This window comes from Protofrankia sp. CiP3, from assembly GCF_917627345.1.
GTDB lineage: Bacteria > Actinomycetota > Actinomycetes > Frankiales > Frankiaceae > Protofrankia.
This window is the reverse complement of record NZ_CAKJTM010000024.1, coordinates 21,319-38,013: the sequence shown is the minus strand read 5'-3', so window position 1 is coordinate 38,013 and position 16,695 is coordinate 21,319. Positions and strand designations below refer to the sequence as shown.

The following is a 16,695-nucleotide window of genomic DNA, read 5'->3' as shown; positions in this document are numbered from 1 at the left end:
AACAACTTCCGGCGGCGACCACTAAGGCAATAGCTCGTCACCTGGCCGCGAATATCATCCGAGCTCCGGCCGGCCGAGCTCCGGCGGCCGGAGCTCGGCCGGCGCGACTCAACCCGAAGGAGAAGGTGCCCGTGCACGCGAACGGCGCAAAAGAAGAATCTCCAGAGCTGAACCGCATCCGCGAGTTGCGAGAGATACTGGCCTACGGGCTGGAATCCGGGATCGGGGTCGGGCACTCACTGGGCATCACACTTGAGTCAGTGGAGAGAGGCCGGACGGTGTACACGCTCACGCCCTCACCGGCCACGGCCAACGCCATCTACACCGTGCATGGCGGCGTCCTGGCGACCCTCATGGACACCGCTATGGGCAGCGCGATCTTCACCGAGTTGGCCGATGGCGTTCTTTACACCACGCTCGAGTTGAAGGTCAACTTCATTCGCCCGGTAAAGCTTGATGGCGACCAGCTCAGCTGCGAAGGCAGGACGATCAACATCGGTAAACGAACCGCGCTCGCGGAGGCCCGCGTCGTCGACCCCGCCGGAAAACTGATCGCCCACGGAACCAGTACCTGCATGCTCACGCGGCCCGCGGACGCGGCCTAAGTGGCCGGCGCCGGAAGTTCGTCCAGGGTCTGCCGGCGCCGACCACTAAGACACACCGCGCTGGCCAGCATGGCCGGCCAGCGCGCGCCGGGGTGCGCGCACCTCGAGTCGTTTCACCTCGACCGTTCCACGTACCCAACGGGCATCCCGGCCCCGAGACATCACACTCCCAACGAGTCGCACCCACCAGGCGCCCACCAAAACCCACCAAGCGTGCCTCCAGCGGGCCGTCAACGACCGGCTGGAGGCACGCTCTGCGCCCACCAGCGTCGAGCTGGCCGGCGAACGTCCCGGGAGAACATCAGGAGAGCTGGATGCCAAACCGCGCGGCCGGTACGGCAAGGCGCACCGGACCGTCAAAGACCCGGCGGGCGTCAGCCTGGCGGGCATGCAGCCATCCCGGGTCGGCGGAGATGAAATGGGTGAGCACAAGCTGACCGACCTCGGCTGCGGCTGCGGTCTCACCAGCGTCGGTGGCGCTGAGATGGCCGTGCGGCCCATCGTCGCTGACCGCCAGCGTGGCTTCGGCGAGCAGCAGATCGGCCTTTGCGGCCAGGGAGATCAGCGCGTCGGTGCGCCCTGTATCGCCGGTGTAGGCGAGTGTTCCCGCTGGGCCCTCCACCCGGACGCCGCAGTTGGGCACAGCATGCCGCAGGCCATGCATGCCGATTTCACAGTCACCCGCCTTGAACACCTCGCCGGCGCTGTATTCCCGCACGTCGAAAGCAATGTCGAACGCCTTGTCCAACATGGGGATCGTCGCCACTGGAAAAAGTTTCGCAAGCTTGTCCAGGGTCGCCCGGCCGCCGCTCGGGACGTACAACGGAATCGGTGGGCGCTCGCTGTGGTCGTCGGCCTCCGGCAGGCTTGCCAGGTGTTTTCCGTATCGGGTCCGCCCGCTCAGAAGAGCCTTCCCCACAGGTAGCAGATCATAGCAGTGGTCCAGGTGAAAATGGCTGATCACAACTGCGTCCAGCATCTTTGGATGCCCGATCGCGCTGAGCGCCAGAGCCACCCCAGGACCGCAGTCCAGCAGTATTCTGGAGCTCTCCGTACTCACCAGATAACCTGAACTGCCCTGCCCACCGGATGGCATTCCGGAGCGACAGCCGAGGACCGTGAGATGCATCAGAAAGACATCCGATCTCCTGAAATACAAAAATCAACACCACGCCTGAACGCACATTTCACTCGTTCCAGTGATGGTGCTGCGCAAGCATGGAGCTGGCAACCGGCAGGTTCCACACGGGCGATTGCCAGGATTAATCGCCGCGAGCCCCGGCCATGCTCACGGCCCCGGCCATGCCCGCGGCCCGGCCGGGCTGCTGGCCGGAGGCTTCTGGCCGGCTCCCGGCCCGCGTCGCCTGGCCGCGGGCAGCCCCCGAGCGAAGGAGCAGCCGACCAGCCGACGCCCGATGGACGACGATCATGGCCGCACCAGGCCAGGCCAGGCCAGGCCAGGCCAGGCCAGGCCAGGCCAGGCTACCGGCTTCGTCCGGGGCCGATACGGCGACCGGAACAGCGGGCACATCTTGGCACATTCGAACAGCGCTGGCCGTCCGCCCGGTGAACAACCCGCAAAGCAGTTACAAAAGTCGTTGAAATAATTATTGACGACACGCGTGCCCAGCCACGGCCGATTGCCCGCTCGAATAGATCAATACAGCCAGAAAATAAACATTGACGACATTCGTCGTAGCAGCAAAAAATCTCGACTGATGACGGTGTTCACCAGGTCGACCTTCACCAGGCAGGGAGAGGCCGCATGCTCGCCGGCACGTTGCACGAAGCACTCGACCAGATCGCCGTACGCAGCCCTGACACTCCCGTCCGCTTCCCCTCCGAACCGGCGGCGATTTCCCTGCGGGACCTCGCCGAGTCATCGCTGTCGATAGCCCACGCATTGGCCGAAGACGGTGTGGGGCCCGGCAGCCGGGTCGGCATCTTCAGCCAGAACGCACCTGAGTTCCTGCAGGCCCTGTTCGCCGTCACCAGGACCGGTGCGGCCGCATGCCCGTTGCCACTGCCGACAGCGGCCCGTGATCTTCACGGGCATGCGGACCGGCTGGCGCGGATCTCATCGATCGCGGGGATGCGCCGCGTGCTGGTCTCATCCCGCCTGCGCGCGCTGGCCGGTCGTTTCAGCGCGTCCATGGGCGAGACCGCCTTCGTCTGCACCGACGACCTGCGCGGCGGCACAGGCGCGGCAGGCAGGCTCCCCACGGTTGCCCCGACGGACCTCGCCATCGTGCAGTTCACTTCCGGGAGTACGGCGGCGCCCAAAGGAGTACGGCTCACCCATGGCAACGCGCTCGCCGGTATCGAGGCGATCAGCGAGGGCATCGCTCTCGGCCCAGGCGACGGCGGTGGCATCTGGCTGCCACTCTTCCACGACATGGGGCTTTTTGCCACTCTTTGTGCAATTATGCGTGGAATACCCATGACGGTGTGGTCGCCGGCCTCGTTCGTGAAGAATCCGGCGCGATGGCTGCGCGAGTTCCTCGCCGCCGAAGCGACGATCTCCACCGCTCCAAGCTTCGGCTACGACCAGCTGGTCGCGGCGGTATCCGCGGATGACGCGGCCCGATTGGACCTGCGACGCTGGCGGATCGCCTTCAATGGTGCCGAGCCTATTGCGGTTGCCTCGATCGAGCGCTTCCTCGAACGCTTCACGCTCGCCGGCTTCGCGCCTGAAACGATGTTCCCCGTCTATGGGATGGCCGAGGCGACCCTGGCGGTCACGTTTCCGTCACTGGGATGCCTACCCACGTCACTCTGGGTCGACCGTGACCGGCTGGCCAATGCGGCGTCCGCCCACGAGGTGCCGCGCGAGCACCCTCAGGCACGGGGCGTCGTCGGCGTGGGCCGGCCCGTCCGGGGCGTCGATGTGCGGATCGCCGACCCGGTGATCGGTGGCGTACCCGCCGCTGACCACCGGGTCGGCGAGATCGAGATCCGCGGGGACTCGGTGACGTCCGGCTACCTGGTGGCGGAGGGGAGCGACAGCGGCCTGTTCACCTCCGATGGCTGGCTTCGCACCGGAGACCTCGGATTCCGCCGGCAGGAGGAACTCTTCGTCACCGGCCGCCGAAAAGAAATGATCATTGTGCACGGCGTGAACTTCTACCCCGAAGACGTGGAGGGAATCGCACGTGACATCCCCGGAGTATTCAAGCGCCGGTGCGTCGCTGTCGCGGCTCGAAACACCGACGGAGCGGAGCTCATGACGCTGCTCGCGGAGACGAACCTGAGCGACCCGACCGCCCGGGACCTGCTCGCCGCGGACCTGCGTGCGCAGGTCATCGGCTCGCTCGGCCTGTCCGACCTGACAGTGCGCCTGCTGCCGCCCAGCTCGCTCCCGCGCACGTCGAGCGGGAAGTTCCAACGCCTGGCCGCCCGCGAGCAGGGGTGGCAGACCACGACCTGACGCCGCCGGGCCGGCGCTCCAGCTCCGGCGCACCCGCCCAGGCCCACCCGACCAGCCCGAGGGAACCCGATGCACAGCTACGACGTCTTCCGGCAGTACGAGCGTCACCAGTGGCGGCTCGCCGACCTCCCGCTCGACCAGATCGATCGCGATCTGGTGCGTCCCGACCACGTCACGATGGCCCGCAGCGCGGTGATGGGCGAAGCGAACTCGATCGCGGCGCAGCACGGCTTCCTCAACGAGTTCGTCGACGACTACGACTTCTCAGCGTTCGTGACGATCTGGGGGTACCAGGAACTCCAGCACCACTACGCCTTCCGCGCCTGGCTCGAAGCCCTGAACATCCCCGTCGACACCGCTCCGGTGGACGCGATGCGCGAACCGTACGCTCCCGGCAGCACACCAGCCGCCACGCTGGCAACAAACATCGTCTCGGAGCTGACGGTGAACCATGTCTACCGGGCGCTGTCCGACTGGGTCACCGAACCAGTCCTGCGGACGATCATGCGCACCGCCAGCCGCGACGAGGCGGCGCATGCCCGTGAGTTCATCCACTTCACCCGTCGGCGGCTGGCGGGGCACCCGGACGAGCTACCGTCGGTTCTCGAGACGCTGCACGTCTACACGTCCGATGCCCGGATCAAGCATCCGGTGGGCGTCTTCAAAAGCGAGCTACCCGAGCTCCAGGGCCACGAGACGATCGACACCGGCTTCGAGTTCTTCCTGACGCGGATCGCCGGTGCTGGCGAGCTCGACCGGCTCCATGTGAAGATCCGCCGCGCCTTCGGCACCCTGACCGGCCTGGACCTCGGCAGCGGCGCCCGTATCCGGCGTGCCCTGGCTGAATCGCTGGCATGACAGGCGCTGGCATGACAGGCGCGGGCGTATGAGCCCGTCACCACCATCCTTCGAAGGAGCACTGATGTCCGCCAGCCATGAGCAGATCGTCGCCACGATCACCGGGATCGTGACCGAGGAGCTCGGCCTCACCACCGGCAGCGTGGCCCCGTCCACCGACCTGCGGTCGATGCAGGGCGCGGACTCGGTCAAGGTACTCCGGATGATCGCCAGGATCGAGCGCCACTACGACGTCGAGCTGGACGACGAGGATATCTTCACCCTCTCGTCCATCCACGACGTCGCCCTGGTGGTCGCGGGCGCACTCGCGCTGGATCCAGCATGACGCCGGCCGCCGGGACAGCCCTGACCGCCGTCGCCGACACCAACCAGCACTACGACCTCGACCCGGAAATCTTCGGCCTGTTCCTGGACCCGTCACGTAAGTACAGCGCCGGGCGCTACCAGTCACCGTCTGACACACTTGCGCAGGCCCAGATCAACAAACTGCGCTTCGTCGCCGAACGGCTCGGCCTGCGCGGCGGCGAACAGCTGCTCGACGTCGGCTGCGGCTGGGGATCGCTGCTGCTGTTCATGGCCCGGGAGCACGGATGCCGGGCAGTCGGCATCAGCCCGGCGGGACGCCAACACGAGTACATCCGCGCGCGTTCCAAGGAGATCGGGGTGGCCACGCGCGTCACCACGCTGCGAGGGCACTTCGAGGAAACCGACCTCCCCGGCGGCAGCTTCGACGCGGTGACGATGCTCGGGTCGATCGTGCACATGCCCGATCTGACCGCCGCGTTCCGCCGGGCCCGGACGCTGCTGCGCCGCGGTGGCTGCCTGTACGTGTCCGAGAGCTGCTTCCGTAACACGGCCGCCCACACGACGTTCCACCAACGCGCCGGTACCCGGTTCGTCGGCGACTCCATCTTCGGCTGGGGAGACCTGCGGCCGGTGTCCGAGCTTGTTCGCGGCGCCGAGGACGCGGGCTTCTCCCTGAGCAGTCTCGACGACCTGACCGACGACTACCGGCGCACGATCGACGACTGGCTGGCCAACATCCGTGCCAACGCCGCCGACATCGAAAGGATCAAACCCGGTCTGGCCGAGCGGCTCGAGCGCTACCTGGAGATCGCCAACGCCGGGTGGGGGTACACCACCAAGCACTACGCCCTGACCTGCCGGAAAACCCGATGACCCGGGCAGTGGGAACGATGGCCGTGCTGGACGCGACCCGGACCACGACAGCCTCCCAGCAGGAGACAAACCAGCTGCTGCCCGCGGCCGACATTGAGCAGGCAGTGACATCGTTCATGGCCGCCGGGCCGGCCGCGCGCCGTTTCGACGTCGAGACCGACTTCGACTGGGACAGCGCGGACTGCGGGAAGCTGACCGACGGGCAGCAGTCCGCGGTCCGCTTCATCACCCTGATCGAAGACCATCTGCCCGGCTACTTCGCTCTCTACAACCAGCGTTTCCCGCTGGACGAGCGGGTCAGCCCCGAGGACTTCGCGCGCAACCGGGAGCTTTACCATTTCACGGTTCGCTGGGCGCAGGAAGAAGACACCCACGCCCGTGCTCTTTTCCGTTACCAGGTGGCCTCCGGGCTCGCCGAACCCGAGCACCTGCGCCTGGAGCTGGCCGCGGAAGGCCGGCGGGCGTTCAGCCTGCCCCACGACAATCCGATCTCGCTCTTCGCTTACACCCTCGTGCAGGAAAAGGCGACCCAGCTTTACTACCAGCAGCTGCGTGCCGTTGTCACCGACGAGGTGCTGCGGGAAATCCTGAACCGGCTCGGCCGGGACGAGGCCCGGCACTTCTCGTTCATGGCTGACATGGTAGAGCGCTATCTGATCGCCTACGGCGATGCCGCGGTGGAACCGATCCGGGACGTGATAGCACAGTTCCGGATGCCGCTCGCAGACACGATCAAGGGCTACTGGCGGTGGGCGCTACGGATCGCGGACACCGCCCGCTACGACCACACCGACGCCTACGATCACCTGATCCGGGTGGTGAACCGCGCGGTTGACGCCCGGTCGGACCGAGTGAACGAGCTGACCCGATTCATCGCCGCCTGTCGCACCACCACGCATCCATCCTGACGGATCCCTGGAGGCCTTCGGCGGCGCGCCGAAAACCACAGCGCTGCCGCTGGCCGGCGCGGCGTCCCACCGCAACGCGGCCAAGCCGCTCCGACGGCAGGTTGTGGATCAAGGAACGGGGTCAAGGTGCGGGCCCCAGCCCCGCGACGCCGCGCCCCCTCCTGCCGGTCGCCCTTCGAGCGCCCGAGAACAGGACTGTCCGGCTCGCGGCTCCCCGCATCCCGCCCGGCCGCGTTGTCGTCAGTCGGCGCCCACCACCAGGGCGCCTTCCTCCTCCGCCTTGCCGGACCGGGCGCGGATGAGCCGCTCACTGACCGAACGCCCTATCCTCGGGCGCTCTTAATCATGCGACCCACCGCACCCGGCATGCCCGCGGCGGAAGATGGAAACGGATCGCACCGACGAGGTAATCGTCCCACCGGCAGCCGAGCGCATAGTCATCGGCCGCCGCGGCGCTCTCGAACAGGATCGCCACCTCAGCGACGCTCGACCGGTCGTCACCCGCGAACAGGACAGCGGCGTACAACCGCTGCTCCGCCGTTGGCTCCGACGTCAGCTGTGGCTCCGTGCTCATCGGCAACCCTCCGATCATCTGCCCGCGCGGGGCAGCCATAACAAACGATCAACGATCGGACGGCAGCATGCCTGTCACGTTGCCAGCCCACGTTCCGCCCGTCACCGAACAGTGAACATCGCGGCCGTGGCAGAGTTCAGCACCCGTACCGGGCAGATTCGACGCACGGTGTCATGCCAGAATCAGATACGGAAACTGGTAGAAGGCTGGCAGGCGGAAAGCCGATGCGGCCAGCGGGGCACGCACCTGGCAAGAAACTGGCATGAGCCGCTACGGAAGACGGTCCTCACAGGTCATCTCGAAGGGAACGACCGAACCACCCGATGGACACAGCCAATGTGCAACAGATTCGTAACCAGCTCGTCCGGATACTCCGCCGTGGTGGCCGGCCCGCCGAGCTGGTCACATATACGCCGGAGTTCGTCGACCTGGTCTGGCCTGTTGAGGCCGGCATGCCCCGCCAGGGAATCCACGACCGGGCGATCCTCGCGCATCGCCTGCTCACCGCCGCCGTCGCCACCTTGGACCAGCCGCACAGCGAAGCGACCGGGATCATGCTGTGCCTGTGGCCGGGTACCCTCGCCCTCACGCTTGACCAGCGGCGTGAACGAGCCGCCCGCCTCTTCGGCGTCCAACCGGGCACGTTCCGCCGGCCGGCCCACGAGGGGCACCTCCTGCTCAACCTCTCCCTGGAGATCTACCTACGGGTACGGGACCGTCACGACCGGCGGCGGACGCTGCCCACCGCGGAACACGGCGGCGTCGCCTGACTGCCGCAAACGGGCTGCCCCGCGGTAACGGTACGGTATAGAATGTTGACGCAACGGCACGTTACCCATTCGGTGGCAACGTCAACCCCGGGATCTGGACATCTGGTAGCTGCTGTTCGAACTCTGCCGTACGTGGGCATTGCCAGAACCGCGCGGAGCGGCGACTATCGTCGCGTGCTATCCCATGACGAGGTGCTTGCCATCACCGACCCAATCGAGCGGGCCGTCGCCGCAAACGATCTGATCTGGACCGACTGCGCCCAGCGCACATCGCTACGAACCATACGTAATCAGGCGCTTTGTGAAGCGGTTGAGACCGGCCGGACGAACCAGGAGATCGCGGCGCGGCTACGGATCACCGAGAATGACCTCACCTGGATGACCAAGAGCGCCCGAGGATAGGGCGTTCGGTCAGTGAGCGGCTCATCCGCGCCCGGTCCGGCAAGGCGGCGGAGGAAGGCGCCCTGGTGCTGGGCGCAGACTGAGGACAACGCGGCCGGGCGGGATGCGGGGAGCCGCGAGCCGGACAGTCCTGTTCTCGGGCGCTCGAAGAGCGACCGGCAATAGGGGACGCGGCGTCGCGCGGAGCTGGGGCACGCCCTCTTACCCGGCCACTCTAACGACACCGTGCCGGGCCCACCCGCTGGCGTCCGCCCGGCCTGATCCGGGCCTGATGGGGGTGGGCGCGCGGCGCCGGGAAGCCCCACCCGCGGGATAACGCCGACGAAAGCTACCGGCTGCCGCGGGCTGGATCCGTCGCGGGCCCGTCGGGGGCAATCGGTTGGTTCCGGCCGGCACCCGTGCCGTTGGGTGAGCGCAGCAGCACGAGCGAGAAGCCGTAAAGAATCAGGTAGCTGAGCACCGCGGCGAGCGCGAGCGGGTCCAGCGACCCGACGAGGGCCAGGACGACCAGCAACAGGACAGCGCTCCCCAGCCCGACGAGAACAGGCCGCGGTATATTGATGACAAACAGGTCGGGACGTCCGGGCAGCATTTTTGCTCGTTCCTGGAACAAATCCGTCTCCGGTCATGTCACAGTGCGGGCCGAAAGCGACGCGACCACCGTCCCGTCATGCCGTCGGCACCACTGGAAAAACGCTGGGCACACCTGGCTGGGCATACCCCATGCTCCGGCCGGCACGCCTGTGCCGAGGAAGTTTCGGGCCGTGCCAGGCCAGGCCCTTGTTTTTCCGGTGGCACAGCTTTTTCCGGTGACACAGCCCGGTCCCGCCAGCGGGCGTATCGCACCGCGCCGCCCGGCCGCCGCGTGTTCGCCGCGTGTTCGCCGCGGACAACCACAACCACGGCAATAATATCAATTATTTTAATATAATTTTGTCGCTGAGAGCGTGTTTGAGATCGGGCTTTCGATCAGTGAGCCGGAATGACGATCCCAAACGCGCTCTTACACGCGAACGGCCGCCAGTGCGCTCCCAGCGGCCACCGGGACGTCAATCAACGAAAACTATGACAAATATAGATATAGATCCACGAACAGTAAACATTCTGGCCAGTGGCGATGGCGGCGGCCGCCCAGGAAGACCGTCAGATCGTCACCGGCCGTTCTCCGGCGGAACGGGCTTCGGCGCCGCGGACGGTGACGCCGTGGCCGCTGGAGCCGGCGCCGTCGGGCTGGGAGCGGGTGCCGTCGTGGCCGGGTCCGCCGCCGGCTGCTGCGTCGAGGCGGCTGGCACCGGCGCGGGTGCCGGCGCGGGCGCCGCTCCGTGTTCGGTGTCGCTGCTGGTGGGCCCGCCGGTGGCTGTTCCGGCACCGCTGGCCGGCTGTGTGTCGGATGCCGCCGGCTCCTCCCGGCGCGCCAGCGCCGCTGGTGGAGCGGGCCCGACGGCCGGCGAGGCACCGATGTCCGGGGCGGCCGTATCAGGTGCTGCGGCCGGCGGGACCGTACCGGTGGCCTGCGGTGACCTGCTTGTCACCCCAGCGGCGATGCCGACGCCGGGCGCGCCGGCTTCGGTACCGTTCGCGGTCAGATAACTAATCGTCCCGCCCAGCGCGGCTCCGATCACAGATGTCGCCAAAAAGACGGTTCCGAACATCCGCCCAGTTCTTTCAAGCAACACAGTCGACCGATTCATCACCATGTTCTCCTCGCTGGCCGAAAGACATGATCATAGCTCTCTTCACACCGCTGGAAGCCGTGCGGAAGTCAGGACCCGCCCGTCACACCGGAAACATCCGGATGCATTCCTCCGCCGGCAACGACCGAATGACCAGTTCGGCCGGTTTACCACCAGCACACACGATCCGGGCGCCGCGAGGCAGACCGGCACGTCACCATCAGAGCGCCCGGCAACAGAGTCGTGGATCAAGGAGCGGGGCGAGGGCACGCGCATCGCGCGGCGGTGCAGGGAGCCGCCCTGGTTGTGGGCGTCGACCGACGAGCCGGGGTACCCGCGCATCGCGCGGCGATGGATACCGTCAGCCCGGTCTCCGCGACGAGCTCGCGGGCGAGGGCATCCTCGGGGGCTTCACCGAAGCCGAGTCCACCCCCCGGCAGGAACCGCTGGCCAGACAGGTAGGTGGTCGGCGCGGCCCGCGGCAGCGGAACGCGGCCGTCCGCATACCGGCAGACACCGTAGGCTGCGGTCCGCTGCCGCCCGACAGGCCCGACGACCTGGGTGCTGATGCCCGGGAGCACCGTCACCGGCCGAGATCGCGGCCGGGGCCGTGCCCGCGGAGATAACAGGGAATTTGAGGAAAACCACCGGCCCGCACATCCCGATGCTATTTGCCGGTTGAGCACCATCGGCCGCCGTGGGCCTACCCCACCTGTGGGGTACGCCATGTAAGCCAGCAGGCATGTAAGCGGTCACAGTCGCGCTATGGCGTCCGCCGCCACAAGGCCCGCGGCCGGTGCGGCCGGCGCGCTGGCGCGGCCGTGCGCTGGCGGCTGGTCACTCCTCGAAGGAGGGGGTGGCCCACCACGGGTAGAAGCCGGGTAGGTCACGGCTGGGGCGCAGGGTGAAGGCAGGCGCCCGTTTCTCCCGGAACGCGGCTACTCCCTCGGGGACGTCGGCCATCCGGCCGAGCGCGAGCAGCGCCTGTGACTCCAGCCGGTTCGCTTCGATGGGATGATCGGCATCAAGAAGCTTCCACATCAGCTGGCGGGTGAGGGCGACCGACACCGCCGAGGTGTTATGGGCGATCTCGATGGCGATCTCCCGCGCCCGGGGCAACACGTCGGCGGCGGGGAGCAGCTCGTGTACAAGGCCCGCATCCAGCGCTTCCGCGGCCTGAAAGATCCGGCCGGTCACGGCCCATTCGACCGCTCTGGAGATCCCGACAATCCGCGGCAGGAAGAAGCTCGCGCACGACTCGGGGATTATCCCCCGCCGGGTGAAGGGCAATCCGAAGCGGGCGTTGTCCGCGGCGATGCGCACGTCCATCGGAAGAATCATGGTGATGCCGATCCCGACCGCGGTCCCGTTCACCGCGGCGATCACCGGCTTGGGCAGGTCGTAGATCAGTAGCGCCAGCTCCCCACCGACGTCCCTGGTCCCGCCGCGCAACGGTTTGAAGTCCGCTGCCGCGGCATCGTACCCGTCACCGCTGGACAGGTCAGTGCCGGCTGAGAAGAAACGCCCACTGCCGCCGGTGACCACGACCGCGCGCACGTCATCATCGGCCCCCGCCCGGGTAACGGCGTCAATCAGTTCGTCGAGGACCTGGTACGTAACGGTATTGCGCCGCTCGGGCCGGTTGATCGTAATCGTAGCGACATTCTCCTCGACGGCGTAGAGGAGTTGTTCGTAATGGTTCTGATCATATTCCACGATATTATTCTCCGGTGAAAACGGGTAGGCGCTTCTCGACGAACGCGCGCATTGCCTCGCCCGAATCCGCCGTCATGGCGGCGAGGATCTGGGTCCGGTTCTCCAGCTCGATCGCCGGGGTGAACCCCGCGTCGAGGTTCGCCCACATGATCTTTTTAGTCATCGCCACCGCGAAGGGGCTGTTGGCGCAGACGGCCTCGGCGGTCTCCAGCGCGCTGTCGAGCAGATCCGCGTCGTCGACCATCCGGGAGACCAGACCGATGCGCTCCGCCTCGGCGGCATCCACCGGCCGGCCGGTGAGCATGATCTCAAAAGCGCGGGACGAGCCGACATGGCGGGGCAGGTGATAACTGATGCCGCACTCCCCCGCGGACAATCCGATCTTGACGGCGGCAACGTGGAAGCGCGCCGAGACAGCGGCCAGCCGCACGTCGGCGGCCAGCGCCAGAGCCATCCCGGCACCGGCCGCCGCGCCGTTGACCGCGGCGACGACAGGCTGCGGGATGGCACGGATGGTCCGCACCATCGCGGCGAAGTGCTCCTGCCCGCGCAGCCGCTCGGCCGGCCCGCGGGAGCGCGCCATCTTGTCCCGGACGTGCCCGGCGAGGTCCAGGCCGGCGCAGAAGGCGCGGCCGGCCCCGGTGAGCACGACCACGCGGGCCCGCTCATCCCCACCGAGCCGGGTGAGCGTGTCGGAGAGCTGCCCGACCATGCCGAAGGTGAGAGCGTTGAGCCGGTCAGGGCGGGACAGCGTGATCTGGGCAACCGACGGCCGGGGCCAGCTCACGACAACCGGTTCGTCAGTGTCTCCTGCTGTGTCTCCCGGTTCGCTGATCATCCCGCCTCCTGTGGCTACGCCGCCGCTACCGCCGGGGGACCGGCGACACCGTATATATCTATCATTTATTCAGATTAGTCAGCTGTACAACCGAGCCACCAGGACGAGGGGAGACGCTCATGACCGGGCCGCTCACAGGCGTGCGGGTGTTGGAGATGGCTGGCCTGGGCCCAGCGCCGTTCGGGGCGATGCTGCTCGCCGACATGGGCGCGGATGTCGTCCGGGTGGATCGGCTCACGCGTGCCACCACGGGCGGCGGCTACGAGAAGAGCCGGCAGGCGGCCGACCCCCGCGGATACGCCATGAACCGCGGCCGGCGGTCGGTAGCTCTCGACCTGAAGAGCCCCGCCGGCACCGAGACGCTGCTCAGACTCGCGCAGAGTGCGGACGCGCTGATCGAAGGATTCCGGCCCGGGGTCATGGAACGCCTTGGGCTGGGTCCGGACGTCTGCCTTGCCCGCAACCCTCGGCTGGTCTACGCCCGGATGACCGGTTGGGGGCAGCAGGGCCCGCTCGCGCATACCGCCGGCCATGACATCACGTACATCGCCCTCGCCGGTGCCCTGAACAACTTCCGTCGGCACGGAGAGCGACCGGTACCACCGCTCAGTCTCGTCGGCGACTTCGGCGGCGGCGGGATGCTGCTCGCGTTCGGTGTGGTCTGCGCTCTGCTGGAAGCGCGTGCCCACGGGCGAGGCCAGGTGGTGGACGCGGCCATGGTGGACGGCACCGCCCTGCTCACGACCCTGTTCCACGGGCTGCTCGCCCAGGGGCGCTGGCGCGACGAACCCGGCACGAACTTCGCCGACACCGGCGCCCCCTACTACGAGGTCTACGAAACCGCCGACGGCGGGTACATCGCGGTCGGTGCGCTGGAAGGGCCGTTCTACGACGAACTGATCCACCGCCTGGGGCTGTCCGCGGCCGACCTGCCGCCACGGGACGACCAGGCCCACTGGCCCGCGCTCAAGGAACGTTTCGCGGCCGTGTTCCGTACCCGGACCCGCGACGAGTGGGCCGGCCTCCTGCTGGCTACGGACTCCTGCGCCGCGCCGGTGCTGTCGCTCACCGAGGCGCCGCGCCACCCGCACCTCCAGGCGCGGGGAACCTTCGTCGAACGCGACGGCGTGGTGCAGCCCGCGCCGGCACCACGCTTCAGCCGCACCCCAGCGGAACTCGGCGCGGTACCGCCGCTGCCCGGCGAGCAGACCGGCGATGTACTCGCCAGCTGGGGCTTCGCACCGGACGAGGTGACGAAGCTGCTCGATACCGGCGTCGCCGGGGGGCCGGCTCCATATTCCCGCTGAGCTCCCCGAGCACGCGACAACCACGATCGCGTGCCCTCCGACCAGCACCTCCGCTGAGGTCTCCGAGCACGCGACAACCACGATCGCGTGCCCTCCGACCAGGGACACCAGCGGCCAGGGACAGGCCGCCGCCCCGCTGGCACCAGTGATCGGGCTGCGGGACACACCCGCGACCGTGAGCAGAACCACCCTGGCGGTGGTGCCTCGCGGTAACATTGCGCCAAGATACTGGCCTGTTCCGTTCCCTTTGCTGAACGCACCTGAGGTCTCGTGGTTGACTGTCGAGCCGTGTCGACACCGCCGCCCGGTCCTGGGCGGACAAGCCATGATCTGCCGGGCGATCGCCGGGGTCCCGCGGGCAGGCCGGGTAGCCGCGGCCAGCAAGCCCACTGCGACGCGCGGTCGCCCGCCGAGACCTCGACGCCAGCGTCCTGGCACGTTGACGGACCAACGCCGCTCGCGCCCGATGCCAACACTTTCGATCATCTGCTGCTCGCGCTGGACGCCGCGTGCGTGGGTGTCTGGGACTGGGATGTCGCCGGCGGGACGCTGCGGTGGGACCGGCGTACCGCCGAGCTGCACGGCATCGGCCTGGACGCCTTCGATGGGACGATGGAGGCCTTCCTGGCCCTCGTTCACCCCAGCGACGCGCCGAACATCCAGGCTCGGATCGCCATGGCGCTGGCGAGCGGTGGCTGCATCCTGGAGGAGTACCGGGTGATGCGCCCGGACGGCTCACACGCCTGGCTCCAGGGACGCGGCCGGACAATCACCGACACCACGGGCCAGATCGTCCGCCTGGCCGGAGTCTGCGCCGACACCACCGAGCTGCGCCACGAGCGCGAACAGGCCGGGCGCGCCATGCAGCATGTCAGCGACGGTGTGGCGGTGTACGACAACGAGGGCCGGTTCGTGTTCGTCAACGCGGTCGCGAGCCGGCTCCTCGGCTATGACCCGTCCGAGCTGCTCGGGAAACCGATGTGGGACGTGTATCCGGAAATAATCGGCTCCGCGTTCGAGAAACTGTACCTACAAGCCCGGCGGACGCAGGTCCCAGGGGGGTTCGAAGGGTACTACGGGCCGCTCGCCGGCTATTTCGAGGTCCGCCTGTTTCCCGCACCGGACGGGATGACCGTGTACTTCCGTAACGTTGACGACCGTCGGCGCGCGGAGGCACAGCGCGCGGAGCTGATCAGATCACTGTCGTCGGCGCTGGACCGGGCCCGCAAGCTTTTCGACATCACCGCCGCGCTCGGCCAGGCCCTGACCGTTCCGGACGTCACCGACGCCGTGGCTCGCGCCGCCCGTGACGACCTCGGCGCCGACGTCGCCGCGATCATACTGATCGGCGAGGAGGGGCGGCTGTGCATGGTCGGCCCGACCACACAGCCCAAGCAGGTCAACCGCGTCCTGGAACGGATCTCCGGCCGGGCGGCCACCGCCACCTCGGACGTCCTGCGCACGGCGCATGCCCGGTTCGACGCTTCCCGAGCGGAGTACCTGGCCGACTATCCCCATGTCGGGGCCCTCCTCGAGATGGCCGGGCTGGGCCGCATGGCCCACCTCCCGATGATCATATCGGGACGGCCGATCGGGGTCATCCTGCTCGGGTGGGCATCCGAACAGATCTTCGATACCGATGAGCGGGCCTTCCTGACGACCCTGGCCGGGCATTGCGCCCACGCGATCGAACGGGCGCGGCTGTATGATCGACAGCTTTCGGTCACCGAAGCGCTTCAACAGGCGATCCTGCCACGGCACCTGCCGACCGTGGCCGGAGTGGACCTGACCGCCCGATACCTGCCGGCGGGCCGCGACGTCGACGTCGGCGGCGACTGGTACGACGCGCTGGCGCTCCCGGACGACTCGCTCATGCTGATCGTCGGCGACGTCGGTGGCCACGGGCTACGCGCGGCCACGGTCATGGCCGAGCTCAAGCACGCGGCGCGCGCCTACGCGATGCTGGGGCAGTCCCCCGCCGCGATCACTGGCCAGCTGTCGGCCAGCCTCACGGCTTCCGGCTCGGAGGTCTACGCCACCGCGGTGGTCGTCTGCCTCAACGTCACCAACCAGATGCTGACCTGGTCATGCGCGGGACATCCCCCACCGCTGGTGCTCGACGGCGCCAGCCCGGCCTTCCTGGAGGAAGTCCACGGCCCGATCCTCGGTGCCGTGGACAACCTCGTCTACCGGCAGGACACCATGGCCCTGCCGCCAGGCGCACGTCTGCTGCTCTACAGCGACGGGCTGGTCGAACGCCGGGACACATCCATATCCGACCGGCTCGACTTCCTGTCGGCCGTCGCCGCCGGCGCCAATACCATGGGCCTGGACGCGGCGTGCGACCGGCTGCTGGACGAGGTGGCCGGACCCAGCGGCCGGGAGGACGACCTGTGCCTGCTCGCCGCTGACCTCCTCGACATTCGCTGACCGGCGGG

General features: G+C 68.0%; 18 protein-coding genes. 10 read left to right on the top strand and 8 right to left on the bottom strand.

From position 1 onward, the window contains the following. A partial coding sequence (locus tag MJ797_RS11635; RefSeq protein WP_308128308.1) for a PaaI family thioesterase occupies positions 1-605 on the top strand: 605 nt, incomplete at its 5' end. Between the two features lie 301 nt (positions 606-906). Here the strand turns inward: MJ797_RS11635 and MJ797_RS11630 are convergent. Then, positions 907-1,734: an MBL fold metallo-hydrolase gene (locus MJ797_RS11630; RefSeq protein ID WP_239334343.1), complete on the bottom strand. Its 828-nt coding sequence runs from the start codon at positions 1,732-1,734 to the stop codon at positions 907-909. 133 nt (positions 1,735-1,867) lie between these two features. Beyond that, positions 1,868-2,134 (bottom strand): hypothetical protein, encoded by a 267-nt coding sequence (locus MJ797_RS11625; protein ID WP_239334342.1) that lies wholly within the window; start codon positions 2,132-2,134, stop codon positions 1,868-1,870. A 236-nt stretch (positions 2,135-2,370) separates the two neighbouring features. Here MJ797_RS11625 and MJ797_RS11620 point away from each other — a divergent pair, with 236 nt between their 5' ends. The 5 genes from MJ797_RS11620 (at position 2,371) to MJ797_RS11600 (ending at position 6,977) form a co-directional block, all read left to right on the top strand. Continuing rightward, positions 2,371-4,032, top strand: coding sequence for an AMP-binding protein (locus MJ797_RS11620; RefSeq protein WP_239334341.1), 1,662 nt, complete (start codon positions 2,371-2,373; stop codon positions 4,030-4,032). 69 nt (positions 4,033-4,101) lie between these two features. Continuing rightward, positions 4,102-4,890 carry a ferritin-like domain-containing protein gene (locus MJ797_RS11615; protein ID WP_239334340.1) on the top strand — a complete coding sequence of 263 codons (789 nt, stop codon included), beginning with the start codon at positions 4,102-4,104 and terminating at the stop codon, positions 4,888-4,890. A gap of 64 nt (positions 4,891-4,954) precedes the next feature. After that, positions 4,955-5,215: an acyl carrier protein gene (locus MJ797_RS11610; protein ID WP_239334339.1), complete on the top strand. Its 261-nt coding sequence runs from the start codon at positions 4,955-4,957 to the stop codon at positions 5,213-5,215. Beyond that, the gene (locus tag MJ797_RS11605; protein ID WP_239334338.1) at positions 5,212-6,069 is read left to right on the top strand and encodes a cyclopropane-fatty-acyl-phospholipid synthase family protein; all 858 of its coding nucleotides are present in this window, start codon (positions 5,212-5,214) and stop codon (positions 6,067-6,069) included. The genes MJ797_RS11610 and MJ797_RS11605 overlap by 4 nt, the downstream gene beginning before the upstream one ends. Positions 6,070-6,086: 17 nt before the next feature. Further along, complete coding sequence (locus tag MJ797_RS11600; RefSeq protein WP_239334362.1) at positions 6,087-6,977, top strand: acyl-ACP desaturase; 891 nt, start codon at positions 6,087-6,089, stop codon at positions 6,975-6,977. A 343-nt stretch (positions 6,978-7,320) separates the two neighbouring features. Here the strand turns inward: MJ797_RS11600 and MJ797_RS11595 are convergent, their stop codons facing one another. After that, the gene (locus MJ797_RS11595; protein WP_239334337.1) at positions 7,321-7,551 is read right to left on the bottom strand and encodes a hypothetical protein; all 231 of its coding nucleotides are present in this window, start codon (positions 7,549-7,551) and stop codon (positions 7,321-7,323) included. 323 nt (positions 7,552-7,874) lie between these two features. Between MJ797_RS11595 and MJ797_RS11590 the strand changes: the two genes are divergently transcribed. Both MJ797_RS11590 and MJ797_RS11585 read left to right on the top strand, forming a co-directional pair. Beyond that, entirely contained in the window at positions 7,875-8,321 is a 447-nt protein-coding gene (locus MJ797_RS11590) for a hypothetical protein (RefSeq protein ID WP_239334336.1), read from the top strand. A gap of 132 nt (positions 8,322-8,453) precedes the next feature. Next, a complete protein-coding gene (locus MJ797_RS11585) occupies positions 8,454-8,723 on the top strand; it encodes a hypothetical protein (RefSeq protein ID WP_239334335.1) in 270 nt (89 codons plus the stop codon). 328 nt (positions 8,724-9,051) lie between these two features. On the opposite strand, the gene MJ797_RS11580 is transcribed toward MJ797_RS11585, so the two are convergent. The 5 genes from MJ797_RS11580 to MJ797_RS11560 all read right to left on the bottom strand — a co-directional run bounded on the left by MJ797_RS11580 (position 9,052) and on the right by MJ797_RS11560 (position 12,950). Then, positions 9,052-9,315, bottom strand: coding sequence for a hypothetical protein (locus MJ797_RS11580; protein WP_239334334.1), 264 nt, complete (start codon positions 9,313-9,315; stop codon positions 9,052-9,054). A gap of 559 nt (positions 9,316-9,874) precedes the next feature. Further along, entirely contained in the window at positions 9,875-10,375 is a 501-nt protein-coding gene (locus tag MJ797_RS11575) for a hypothetical protein (protein WP_239334333.1), read from the bottom strand. A gap of 269 nt (positions 10,376-10,644) precedes the next feature. Continuing rightward, the gene (locus MJ797_RS11570) at positions 10,645-10,983 is read right to left on the bottom strand and encodes an NUDIX domain-containing protein (protein WP_239334332.1); all 339 of its coding nucleotides are present in this window, start codon (positions 10,981-10,983) and stop codon (positions 10,645-10,647) included. Between the two features lie 250 nt (positions 10,984-11,233). Beyond that, positions 11,234-12,112, bottom strand: a complete 879-nt coding sequence (locus MJ797_RS11565) for an enoyl-CoA hydratase-related protein (RefSeq protein WP_239334331.1) — start codon at positions 12,110-12,112, stop codon at positions 11,234-11,236. Between the two features lie 4 nt (positions 12,113-12,116). After that, positions 12,117-12,950, bottom strand: a complete 834-nt coding sequence (locus tag MJ797_RS11560; RefSeq protein ID WP_239334330.1) for an enoyl-CoA hydratase/isomerase family protein — start codon at positions 12,948-12,950, stop codon at positions 12,117-12,119. 119 nt (positions 12,951-13,069) lie between these two features. Here MJ797_RS11560 and MJ797_RS11555 point away from each other — a divergent pair, with 119 nt between their 5' ends. Next, a complete protein-coding gene (locus MJ797_RS11555; RefSeq protein ID WP_239334329.1) occupies positions 13,070-14,257 on the top strand; it encodes a CaiB/BaiF CoA-transferase family protein in 1,188 nt (395 codons plus the stop codon). 288 nt (positions 14,258-14,545) lie between these two features. Beyond that, positions 14,546-16,687 carry a SpoIIE family protein phosphatase gene (locus MJ797_RS11550; protein ID WP_239334328.1) on the top strand — a complete coding sequence of 714 codons (2,142 nt, stop codon included), beginning with the start codon at positions 14,546-14,548 and terminating at the stop codon, positions 16,685-16,687. The last annotated feature ends 8 nt before the right edge of the window (positions 16,688-16,695 follow it).